The organism is Geobacillus zalihae NBRC 101842 (genome assembly GCF_001544135.1).
Taxonomy (GTDB): Bacteria; Bacillota; Bacilli; order Bacillales; family Anoxybacillaceae; genus Geobacillus; species Geobacillus zalihae.
This window is the reverse complement of record NZ_BCPV01000030.1, coordinates 36,474-47,917: the sequence shown is the minus strand read 5'-3', so window position 1 is coordinate 47,917 and position 11,444 is coordinate 36,474. Positions and strand designations below refer to the sequence as shown.

The 11,444-nt window shown below is 51.1% G+C and carries 12 protein-coding genes; 9 read left to right on the top strand and 3 right to left on the bottom strand.

What is annotated here, in order from left to right; genetic code table 11:
- Positions 1 to 94: 94 nt before the first annotated feature.
- From GZ1_RS10125 to GZ1_RS10095, 7 genes are all read left to right on the top strand, one after another.
- The gene (locus GZ1_RS10125; protein ID WP_047817667.1) at positions 95 to 616 is read left to right on the top strand and encodes a hypothetical protein; all 522 of its coding nucleotides are present in this window, start codon (positions 95 to 97) and stop codon (positions 614 to 616) included.
- 79 nt (positions 617 to 695) lie between these two features.
- On the top strand, positions 696 to 1,577 hold the full coding sequence (locus tag GZ1_RS10120) for an ABC transporter permease subunit (protein ID WP_060788410.1): 882 nt from the start codon (positions 696 to 698) through the stop codon (positions 1,575 to 1,577).
- Positions 1,577 to 2,590, top strand: a complete 1,014-nt coding sequence (locus tag GZ1_RS10115) for an ABC transporter permease (RefSeq protein ID WP_060788409.1) — start codon at positions 1,577 to 1,579, stop codon at positions 2,588 to 2,590. Before GZ1_RS10120 ends, GZ1_RS10115 begins: the two co-directional genes overlap by 1 nt.
- A 26-nt stretch (positions 2,591 to 2,616) precedes the next feature.
- Complete coding sequence (locus GZ1_RS10110) at positions 2,617 to 3,222, top strand: kinase (RefSeq protein WP_240432104.1); 606 nt, start codon at positions 2,617 to 2,619, stop codon at positions 3,220 to 3,222.
- Positions 3,223 to 3,742: 520 nt separating this feature from the next.
- Complete coding sequence (locus tag GZ1_RS10105; protein WP_011229691.1) at positions 3,743 to 4,222, top strand: DUF2975 domain-containing protein; 480 nt, start codon at positions 3,743 to 3,745, stop codon at positions 4,220 to 4,222.
- Positions 4,223 to 4,232: 10 nt separating this feature from the next.
- Positions 4,233 to 4,457 (top strand): helix-turn-helix domain-containing protein, encoded by a 225-nt coding sequence (locus GZ1_RS10100; protein ID WP_013144000.1) that lies wholly within the window; start codon positions 4,233 to 4,235, stop codon positions 4,455 to 4,457.
- 16 nt (positions 4,458 to 4,473) lie between these two features.
- Positions 4,474 to 5,376, top strand: a complete 903-nt coding sequence (locus GZ1_RS10095; protein WP_174520681.1) for a DUF817 domain-containing protein — start codon at positions 4,474 to 4,476, stop codon at positions 5,374 to 5,376.
- Between the two features lie 63 nt (positions 5,377 to 5,439).
- On the opposite strand, the gene GZ1_RS10090 is transcribed toward GZ1_RS10095, so the two are convergent.
- Genes GZ1_RS10090 through GZ1_RS10080 form a run of 3 tightly spaced genes read right to left on the bottom strand, consistent with a single transcriptional unit; the run spans position 5,440 to position 8,153 of the window.
- Positions 5,440 to 5,928 (bottom strand): DinB family protein, encoded by a 489-nt coding sequence (locus tag GZ1_RS10090; protein WP_060788408.1) that lies wholly within the window; start codon positions 5,926 to 5,928, stop codon positions 5,440 to 5,442.
- A gap of 49 nt (positions 5,929 to 5,977) precedes the next feature.
- Positions 5,978 to 6,730, bottom strand: a complete 753-nt coding sequence (locus tag GZ1_RS10085; protein WP_060788407.1) for a TatD family hydrolase — start codon at positions 6,728 to 6,730, stop codon at positions 5,978 to 5,980.
- A gap of 49 nt (positions 6,731 to 6,779) precedes the next feature.
- Entirely contained in the window at positions 6,780 to 8,153 is a 1,374-nt protein-coding gene (locus GZ1_RS10080; RefSeq protein WP_060788411.1) for a sigma-54 interaction domain-containing protein, read from the bottom strand.
- Between the two features lie 234 nt (positions 8,154 to 8,387).
- Between GZ1_RS10080 and GZ1_RS10075 the strand changes: the two genes are divergently transcribed.
- Together GZ1_RS10075 and pruA are read left to right on the top strand one after the other, a co-directional pair.
- Positions 8,388 to 9,800, top strand: coding sequence for an amino acid permease (locus GZ1_RS10075; protein WP_060788406.1), 1,413 nt, complete (start codon positions 8,388 to 8,390; stop codon positions 9,798 to 9,800).
- Between the two features lie 96 nt (positions 9,801 to 9,896).
- Positions 9,897 to 11,444: an L-glutamate gamma-semialdehyde dehydrogenase gene (gene pruA / locus GZ1_RS10070; protein ID WP_060788405.1), complete on the top strand. Its 1,548-nt coding sequence runs from the start codon at positions 9,897 to 9,899 to the stop codon at positions 11,442 to 11,444.

Here is an 11,444-nt window from a genome sequence, read left to right as displayed (position 1 = left end):
ATTCATTTGAACGAAATGGTTAACCTAATATTTCACATCGTATACTATTTTTCTTTTTAAAAGATGCTTATACATACATATAAGGAGGGTTTTTATGAAGGATATCCGAATGACGGTGGTCCTTACGTTGTTGTTGCTATTGGTGCTAGTTGGCTGTGCCAAACCGAAAGTGGAGCAAACGGTAAAATTAGGTGGTGCGGTCAAAACGATCGGTGACCTAGTGGTGCTAAACGGAAACAGCAATTTGCCAAAAGGCGCCGTCGTGCAAATTGTGATGAAAGAAATCGAGGGGGGCAAACAGGTACTCGAGGAAAAAGTAAACGTTGGGGAAGACGGAAGTTATTCATGGAGCGCGAAAAGACCGGAGCGAGCTAAGGAATATGAGCTGGATGTGATGTTTTTGCCAGAATTGCAGCCGAAGCACGTAAAAGAGAAGTATGGCGAAAAGGGAGAGCTTATCAAAAAAGACTCGTCGGGCAGGGTAGAATATCAAACAGACGGACAAACCTATGTAGGAATTAAAATGTATGACCGCATCTTGAAAATAGGCGATGGAATGGGAGGACAGCAATCCATGTTAGCAGAAACATTGCCTCCACCGCCACCATCTTATTAACATGCAAGCACTGGCAGCTTACAGATGAAAGGAACATGTAGCAATCGTTTGCCTGTGCTCTGAGGGAGGGATCGGCCTTATGAAGAAATGGAAGCTCGCCTTGACGGTGCTGGCGGATTTGTTGCTTACCATTTTCACGATTATGGCGATTATCGCGTTTGCGCAAAGCTATTCCTTGTTCCCGAGCCCGCAAATGATCACGGTATTTTGGCAGCAATTTCAGCAGCTGTTTTGGAGCTTTTTTTCTATTCGTGATATAACGGTTTCGCTCTCGCAATGGCACAATGCTCCCCTGCTCTCAACGATGATGGAGCCGTATGCCTATTCCCTTGTTATTTTATGGGGGGCGCTGGCTGTTTCCTTCCTTATAGCCGTTACGGGAGCCTACATCTGCTTTTTGCTTCCGCGTCCGCTGCAAAAAATGGTTAAAGGCATCGCGTTTTTTCTTGAGTCGATCCCCGATGTTATTTTTATTTTTTCTACGCAACTGTTTGTCATCTGGGTGTTTAAAAAGACAGATTTGCTTATTGTCAATCCTGTTGCCGGTTTTGACAATGTATACGTGCTGCCGATTGTCATGATTTCCATTTTGCCTTCCATTCTGCTGTTCCAAATGACATTTCTTGCGTTTACGGAGGAAAAAGACAAGCCATACGTCGAATATGCGCTAGCGAAAGGATTGTCAAAAACGGCAGTGCTATGGCGCCATATGTTCCGCAACGCGCTGATCACCGTGTTTTCTAACGTCCAATATTTGTTTTGGTTTATGCTGTCGAACTTGTTAGTGGCGGAATATTTGTTTAATATGCACGGATTGTTCCGGTTTTTGTATGAGCAGCTCCATACGCCGGAAGTAGTGGCTATCGGTCTTGCCATGCTGTTTTTGCCATTTTACCTCATTGATGTGGCCGGGAAACGAGTGATTGCTTATTTGACGGGAATCGAGAGGGGGGTGGCGTGATGCGCGCATTCCGCAACGTGTATTTTGCGGCAGGGTTTATCATCGCGGCTGGTCTATTGCTGGCCAGTTTTTTCTATTCTTATTGGCTGAAAGACATCATTCCCCAGCCGCCGAAGCAGATCTACAATGAGGCTGGGCGGCTCGTTGACGTTCCTCCATACCCGCCGAGCTGGGCCCACCCGTTTGGCGTCGATCGCCAAGGTGAAGACGTGTTTTGGAAAGTCATCGATGGGGCGAAATATACGATTGTCACCGCATTGGCGGTCAGTTTGCTGCGGCTTGTGTTTGGGACGGTCGGCGGAATCGTGTATGCTTTTTATTTGCAGAAATTTCGGTTTATTGCCGAGTCCATCGTCCGCGCCTTTCGGTTTGTGCCGGCGATCTTTTTAACGATGCTCTTTTTTGCTTTCATTCCATTGGAGGAGCAAGGAGCTGGAATGGGAGTGTTGATCAAACAACTATTGGTGCTTGCGGCTGTTGCGCTTCCGCCGTTAATGCTGGTCATCGGCAATGATATCGCTGTCTTTTTGCAAAATGAATTTGTCGTTTCTTCCCGGCTGATGGGAGCTGATCACGTTTGGCTCATCCGCAAGCACGTTCTCCCGTATATGCGGCCGCGGCTGTTTTTGCTGTTTACCCAGCAGACGGTGCAGTCGCTCTTGCTGCTTGTGCATCTCGGGGCGTTTCAAATATTGCTAGGAGGCGTAAAAGTTATATATGATTCCGATGGGTTGGGCCCTCCGGAGAAGGTGGCGCTCTCCCTTTCGAACGAATGGTCCGGCTTGATCGGTCTTTCCTATCGGGAAATGATGCTTGACCAATGGATTGTTGTCGGGCCGTGTGTTGCCTTTATCGTTGCCATTTTTGCCTTTAAATTAATGGGAAAAGGGTTAGAGCAAGTGATCGCTGGAAAAGGAAAACGGAAGCAGCGGAAAAAACAGCGGAGTTCATCGGGAAAAACCGCTTCTTTTCCGCCGCAGCAGGGCGATTTTGAATTGGTCCTTTATAGATAGGCTATCCGAAAAATACATGAGGGGGGATGGGGTTGCGTGATCGCATCGACTTCTTATGCAAGACCATTTTGGCGATCAAAACAGCGGGCCGATTGGTCCTCGGGATTGATGGGCTAAGCCGATCGGGCAAAACGACATTCGCCAATCAGCTGAGTCAAACGTTGCGGGAGCAAGGCATCTCCGTGTGCGTTTTTCACATGGATGATCATATTGTCGAGCGAGCCAAACGTTATCATACGGGAAACGAGGAATGGTTTGAATATTATTATTTACAGTGGGATGTGGAGTGGCTAACGCATCAGTTGTTCCGTCAACTCAAAGCATCCCACCAGCTGACCCTCCCGTTTTATGATCATGAGACCGATACGCACTCCAAGCGAACGGTTTATCTCTCTGATTCGGACATGATCATGATTGAAGGTGTTTTTCTGCAAAGGAAAGAATGGAGGCCGTTTTTTGATTTCGTCGTCTATTTGGATTGTCCGCGGGAGATTCGCTTTGCCCGTGAAAACGATCAAGTGAAACAAAACATCCAAAAGTTCATCAACCGGTATTGGAAAGCAGAAGACTATTATTTGGAAACCGAAGAGCCGATTAAACGGGCGGATGTTGTTTTCGATATGACCTCATGATCGGGAATCTTTGGTAGGGTTTGTTCCTTTGCGAGGATGACGATGTTGGAAAAGAAAACATCGAATCGATCATCGATAATTTCATACAATTTGTTGAATAATCAACGAATTGTCTTGATCTAACCATTGAAAGTGCCCTCTTTCTTTTATAATGATAGACAGGTGTTGATGAAATTTATGGATTGAAGGAGGGTATCCTATTATGATTTCCGCGAAAGCACGGGCTGTCGATGAAAAACGAGTAATTGGGGGGAGTGCGGTTAAATAGCAGAATCAGGCCTGACGGGCCGAACGGCGGCTTTTTCCGGGATGGAAAGCGAATCGATTGGTAATGGGCGGCGTGGAAGTGAATACGGTGTGCCTGTTGTCTCAATAGGTATGGTCGGGCGTTACCGTGTGGGGACGTCTTTTCTTTTTGCTGTTTTGCAGAAAAAATTTAATTTAAATCAACAATTATTTATTGATAAACGATAAGACATTCATTACAATAAAGTCGAAAACGAGTCAGTGAGGTGTTTCGATGAAACGGGAAACGTTGTTTTTGAAGGCGTCTTTAGTGTTGATCGGCCTTCCGGTTTTGGCATTGTGCCTATTTTTGGTTCCTGCGCTTGCGAAGGTGGCTGTCAAGCTGGTGCCAACGTTCCCTTGGATCAAGTATTTTGTTTATCTTGTGTTTGAGGCGTCCGCGCTGCCGTTCTACTTCGCTTTGTATCAGGCGTTCCGGTTGTTAGTGTATATTGACCGAAACGACGCGTTTTCCGAGGCGTCGGTGAAAGCGTTAAAGACGATCAAACATTGCGCCGTCGCCATCAGCGGGCTGCATTTGCTTGTCTTGCCGCTGTTTTACTTGTTCGCCGAGAAAGACGATGCTCCGGGAGTCATCTTCGTCGGTCTGATTGTGCCGTTTGCGTCGCTTGTCATCGCTGTGTTCGCCGCGGTGTTGCAAAAGCTGCTGCAGCAGGCGATTGAAATCAAACAAGAAAATGAGTTGACCATTTGAGGTGGATGGCATGCCGATTATCGTGAATCTTGATGTCATGTTGGCGAAGCGGAAGATGAGCGTCACCGAGCTGTCGGAGAGAGTCGGGATCACGATGGCGAATTTGTCGATCTTGAAAAACGGGAAGGCGAAGGCGATCCGTTTCTCGACGCTCGAAGCCATTTGCAAGGCGCTCGATTGCCAGCCCGGGGACATTTTGGAGTATCGAAGTGATGAAGGGGAGTCAAATCCGTGAGCAGGGAGGGGACGGCTTGAAAGGGGAAAAGCAAGAGCTAGCGGTGGACGAATCTCCACCGTTTGGCCTCATGATCGTCCGGGTGCGCCAGTTTGGCAGAACGTCGCGGCTGATCAAAGCGTTTGTGCAGCTTGTTCGCTTCGGTTGGGCGCAGGCGCAATCTTGCGTGTTTCCGGTTGTCATTTTTGCCTCATTGGCGCTGACGAAGCTCGCGCCGCTTCCGCTATTGCCGCGGTATGATTGGCTGCTTGTTATTTGCCTGCTCATGCAATGGTGGATGGTGCGGTCAGGGATGGAAACGCGGGATGAACTCAAAGTGATCACCTTGTTCCACGTCATTGGACTTGCGCTCGAGCTGTTTAAAGTGCGCATGGGTTCGTGGTCGTATCCGGAAGAGGGGTATACGAAAATCTTTGGCGTGCCCTTGTACAGCGGCTTTATGTATGCGAGCGTCGCCAGCTATCTTTGCCAGGCGTGGCGAAGGCTGAAGGTGGAGTTGGTGCAATGGCCGCCGTTTTGGATGGTCGTTCCTCTCGCTTCGGCGATTTACTTGAATTTTTTCACCCACCATTATTGGGTGGACGTTCGTTGGTGGCTCTCAAGCCTCGTCATGCTTGTCTTTTGGCGGTCATGGGTGACGTATGAGGTCGGGGGAATCCGCTACCGGATGCCGCTTGTTTTGTCGTTTTTGCTGATCGGGTTTTTCATCTGGATCGCGGAAAACATCGCCACCTTTTTTGGCGCTTGGCAATATCCAAACCAGGCGAAGGCGTGGAGCCTTGTTCATCTTGGGAAGGTGAGTTCATGGTGTTTGCTCGTTATTGTCAGTTTTCTCATCGTGGCGACGTTAAAGCAAGTGAAAACAATTGCTGTGACAGGGGCAGTGGAGCGTTCGCATGAAGATGGAAAATCGTTGTAAGCCGAGCAGGGCGGGATTTGGCTGGTCGTTGCTCGGCTTTTTCCTTGATGAGCCGCCCGCTCCTCACGGAAGCTGTGCCTTGATTTCTTCAATTTGCGCGAGGTGGCGCTGTTCATGGTAGCCGACAAATTCCACCCATTGCTTCAAATTCAGTGGCCCAAAAATGGGATGCGGGAACGATTTGGCTTCCAAGTCAGCCGGATTGGCTTGCTCCGTGATTTGGCGCAACCGCTGCCGCGATTGATGCAATTTTTCTTCCAGTTCGTGTCGAGTGAAAAAGCGGTCGCTCGGGCGGGCGAAATCAGGCGCCTCCACTTTTTTAGAACGGTCAACGGTCAAGTGGATCGGTTTCTCCTCAACCGGCTGGCTCTCGCCATGCTTTACTGTATGGGCGATCATGGCTGCGATCGATGTTTCGATTAAGTACAGGTGTTCGAGCACTTGGGCGATGGTCCAACTCCCTTTCGCCGCCCGGGTGTTCAGCTGTTCGTCCGACAGCCCGGAAACGCTTTTGATCAGCTGTTGGCGCACTCGCTCATTATGATCCATCATGTTTCCCTCATTTCGATGTAGATTTGGTTTCATCGTACGATAAGGAAGATCAACCGTAAAGCCGTTTTGTGTTCGCCGTGATCATGGTTTTGACTTGTTCGATATCTCGGCCATAGTGTGCCGCCACGGCTCGCGCGGAGTCCAATAGCCATAACGGCGTTGTCAGTTTTCCGGCAAACGGGCCTGCAAACGGCCATGGGCCATCGGTTTCAAGGAGCAGCTGCTCGATGGGAACGAGGGATAACAGCTGCTTGTCGCGCTCGCGGTAGCACACTTCTGGAGTGACGGAAATGTAGCAGCCGTACTCGATGATTTGTTTGACCACGGCAGGCTCGGCCTTCAGCCAGTGGAAATGGGCTTGTCGGACGCCAGCTTGCTGCAAGATGGCCAAGGCGGTTTCGGCGCGGTCGTAGACGGCGTGAAGAACGAGCGGCAAGGAGGCATCCGCGGCGATGGCCGCGATTTCGGTTAATCGTTCTTGATACGCGGGCAGCTTGGCGCATGCTTCCGCTGAATAGTATGGCAGCCCGACTTCGCCGATGGCGGCGAGCAGCGGCCGCTCTTGTTTGACAAGCTCTGTCCATTCGTTCCAATCGGCTGCGCTTGGCAGCGGTTGCTCGGGATGAAAACCGATGGCGGCGTAGACGAAGGAAGGGAATCGCTGTTTCAACTCGAGCGTTCGGCAGCTTGAGCGCAAATCGGTGGATACGGCGACGACGCCGATGATGCCCGCTTCTTGCCAACGGTTGATTTGTTCATCGATGTCCGTGTACTGGTCGAGATGAAGATGAGCGTCGATCATCCACAGCGACCTCCCCTGTCCTTTTGGCCGTACGATCGCCAACTGCAGCTTATCCCCATTCCTTATCAATCTGGTACTTGCGGATGCGGTATTGCAAGTTTTGTCGGCTTAAGCCGAGCGCTTTGGCCGTTTTTGTGATGTTGAAGCCGTGATGCTGCAGCGCCTTGCGGATGTAGTAAATTTCGACTTCTTCCATGTATTTGTCAAGCGGCAACATATCTTCCGTATCGAACAAAAAGTCCGTTTTCGCTTCGTCGGGCGCCAGCTTGGCTCGAAAAGGGGCAGGCAGATGGGCGAGGGTGATGGTTTGTTCTTGTTCCATCGTCGCCATCGTTTCCAACATGACGGCCTCCAGTTCGCGCACGTTGCCGGGCCAGCTGTAAGCAAGAAACGCCTCTTGCACGTCATCGCCGAGTCCTTCGACATGTAGGCCATAGCGCTCGTTGCCTTGACGGATGAAATGGATAGCGAGCGGCAAAATGTCCTCTTTCCGTTCGCGCAACGGCGGCAGGACGATGCAGTGGACGGCAATTTGGTAGTAAAGCGATTTGAGCAATTCCCCGTTTTGGACCGCGTCAATCGGGTCGCCGCTTGTCGAGGCGATAAGGCGAACGTCCGCACGAACCGGTTTTTGGCCATGGGCGCGGACAAACTGTTTTTCTTGCAGGAAACGGGCAAGTTTTTGTTGAAGCGGCAGGCTTAACGAGTCGATATCGTCAAGCAGCACAGTGCCGCCGTCCGCTTGTTCAAACAAGCCGGGCTGGATCTCGCCGTCTTCTTCGCTGCCAAACAGCATCGTTTCCATCCAATCGTCCGGAAGCGACAAACACGTTTGCGCAAAAAACGGCTTCGCTCGCCGTTCGCTTTCATGGTGAATGCAGGAAGCGAGCAAGTCTTTTCCTGTCCCTTTCTCCCCAATGAGCAGCACGGACGCTTCGGAGCGGGCGGCATGACGAGCAAGGCGGATGGCCTTTTGCATGGCTTCGCTTTGGCCAATGACGTCGGCAAACGTGCGACCGGCTTCACCGCGTTGGTGGTGCTCTTGGATCAGCTTGCGGAATTTGGTGATGTCTTTGGCGATTTCCACGGCGCCGATGATGCGCCCGTCTTTTTGCAGCGGGTGTGTTTGATTGACCGTTGTCACGGCTTGTCCTTTATTATTGAAATACGTTTGCTGCTTGTTCAGAATGCTTTCACCGGTGCGCAGCGCTTCAAGCAATGTGCTCGGCTGCTCCGGGTTGAAGCGGAAGACGTCCAAAATGTTTTTATCGAGCACGTCCTCGATGTTCATACCCTCGATGTCCCGCATTTTCCGGTTGTAAATGACGGTTTTCCCATGTTGATCGACGGCATGGACGCCAAGGTCGATCAGTTCGAGAATTTGCTCATACATCGATAAAAGCGTTTCCATATCCCGGTTCACGATCAGCACCTCTCTTTTTTGTATTATAGCATAAGGTGGATGGGAGACGGGAAGGGAAAGAAAGATGTGAAAAAAATTTTTGCTAAATATATTGAAAATAGAAAAAAACAACTTCATAATAAAGTTGTGATACACGAAAAATTGAAAAATAATTTTGCATAAAAGGGGGTTCTGTTTGTTTGATAAAAATGTAAGCGGTTGCGAAATCGATCATAGAGAGGGGAGAGTTTTCGGATGCAACCCGTGCAAGAACTGAGACGAGAGCTAAAAAGCAGGCATTTGTTTATGATTGCGCTTGGCGGGGTGATCGGCACCGGTTTGTTTTTAGGATCGGGCTATACGATTCATGAGGCGGGGCCAGGCGGGGCTGTCGTTGCGTATCTTTTTGGCGGATTGGTCATGTATTTGACCATGCTTTCGTTGGGAGAATTGGCCGTCCGCATTCCTGATGCCGGGTCGTATCAGACGTATGCGACAAAATTCATCTCGCCGGCGGTAGGGTATTGCATCGGCTGGCTGTCATGGCTGAACTGGTCGGTGACAGTCGGCATCGAGCTTCTCACCGTCAGCATCCTCATGAAACGATGGTTTCCCGATGTGCCGACGTGGGTGTTTTGCGCCGTCTTCGCTTTGCTCTTGTTTTTGATCAATGCGTTGTCTGTCAAAGGATTTGGCGAGGTGGAGTTTTGGTTTTCGAGCATCAAGGTGCTGACGGTGATCGCGTTTATTGTTCTTGGTCTGGCGGCGATGTTTGGCGTCATCCAGATGAAAAATGGGCAGCCCGCTCCGTTTTTCTCGAATTTTACTGATCATGGCGGATTGTTTCCAAACGGGTTTTGGGCGATTTTTACGACGATGATCCTGGTGAACTTTTCGTTCCAAGGGACGGAATTGGTCGGCGTGGCGGCAGGGGAAAGCCGCGAGCCGGAAAAAACAGTGCCGGTTGCGTTGCGCAACACCGTATGGCGCATTTTGATCTTCTTTATTTTGGCCATTTTTGTGCTGGCTGGCTTGTTTCCGTGGGAGAAAGCCGGCGTTGTGGAAAGCCCGTTTGTTGAGGTGTTTGACAACATTGGCATTCCGTATGCAGCCGATATCATGAATTTTGTCATCATTACGGCGGTGCTGTCGGTGGCCAACTCGGGCTTATATGCGACATCGCGCGTCCTCTGGTCGATGTCGCGCCAAGGCATGGTCAGTCCGTTTTTCAGCAAGCTATCGAAACGCGGCGTGCCCATCAATGCGCTTATTGCCAGCATTGCCATCGGCTGCTTGTCTCTGTTGTGCAGCGTGTATGCGGAAGATACGGTGTACGTCTGGCTGACGGCGATCGCCGGTTTTGGCGCCGTCACGGTGTGGGCTTCCATCGCGCTGTCAAGCTATTTCGGCCGGAAAGCGTTTTTGCGCGAAGGCGGCGATGTGCGCGATCTGAAATACCGGACGCCGTTGTATCCGTTCGTGCCGCTCGCGGCGTTTGCGCTGAATATGGCGACGATCATCGGACTGGCGTTTATTCCAGATCAACGGATCGCTCTTTACTGCGGCATTCCGTTTTTGCTCGCTTGCTACGGGTACTACCACCTTGTGGCGAAAAAACGGGTTCAGCCCCTAGCCGCAGAAAAAGGGGAGCTCAAGGCCGCCAAGTAAAAACAATTGAAAAAAGCCATAATCATTTGCATAATATAACTATGAAACCGTTTTATAACGAAAAATTTTTTTGCCTTTAAAAAGGAGGATGACGAAATGGTGCAGCCGTACAGACACGAACCGCTCACAGATTTTACCGTGGAAGCAAACCGCGAGGCGTTTTTAGCAGCGCTCAAAAAAGTGGAATCGGAGCTTGGGCGCGATTATCCGCTTGTGATCGGCGGCGAGCGGGTGATGACGGAAGACAAAATCATTTCGATCAATCCGGCGAACAAAACGGAAGTGGTCGGCCGGGTGGCGAAAGCGAACAAAGAGCTGGCGGAGCGGGCGATGAAAACCGCTGATGAGGCGTTCCGTACATGGAGCCGGACGAGCCCGGAAGCGCGGGCCGATATTTTGTTCCGGGCGGCGGCGATCGTGCGCCGGCGCAAGCACGAGTTTTCCGCTTGGCTGGTGAAAGAAGCGGGCAAACCGTGGCGTGAAGCGGACGCCGATACCGCGGAAGCGATCGACTTTATGGAATATTACGGCCGGCAAATGTTGAAGTTGAAAGACGGTATTCCGGTTGAGAGCCGTCCGGGGGAAACGAACCGGTTCTTCTACATTCCGCTTGGCGTCGGGGTTGTCATTTCGCCGTGGAACTTCCCGTTTGCCATTATGGCGGGAACAACCGTTGCTTCGCTTGTGACCGGCAATACGGTGCTGTTGAAACCGGCGAGCGCGACGCCGGTCGTGGCGTATAAATTTGTGGAAGTGTTGGAAGAAGCGGGGCTTCCGGCTGGTGTGTTGAACTATATTCCGGGCAGCGGGGCTGAAGTCGGAGATTATCTCGTCGACCATCCGCGTACACGATTTATCAGCTTCACCGGATCGCGCGATGTCGGCATCCGCATTTATGAGCGGGCAGCGAAAGTGCATCCGGGGCAAATTTGGCTGAAGCGCGTCATCGCGGAAATGGGAGGCAAAGACGCCATCGTCGTCGATAAAGAAGCGGACCTCGAACTGGCGGCGCAATCGATTGTCGCATCGGCGTTTGGATTCTCGGGGCAAAAATGCTCAGCGTGCTCGCGCGCGATCGTGGTTCAAGATGTCTACGACCAAGTGCTAAACCGCGTCGTCGAGCTGACGAAGCAGCTCAACGTCGGCGATCCGGCGGAGCAAGCGACGTTTATGGGCCCGGTCATCGACCAAGGGGCGTACAACAAAATTATGGAGTACATCGAAATCGGCAAACAAGAAGGCCGTCTCATGACCGGCGGGGAAGGAGACGATTCGAAAGGGTTCTTCATCCAGCCGACCGTGTTTGCGGATGTCGACCCGAACGCGCGCATCATGCAGGAGGAAATTTTCGGACCGGTCGTGGCGTTTGCCAAAGCGCGCGACTTTGACCATGCGCTTGAGATTGCGAACAACACCGAATACGGTCTGACAGGAGCCGTCATTTCGCGCAATCGGGCGAATCTCGAAAAAGCGCGGCACGAGTTCCATGTTGGCAATTTGTACTTCAACCGCGGCTGCACAGGGGCGATTGTCGGGTATCAGCCGTTTGGCGGCTTTAACATGTCAGGCACCGACTCGAAAGCGGGCGGTCCGGACTATTTGATTCTCCATATGCAAGCGAAAACGGTGTCGGAAATGTTTTAA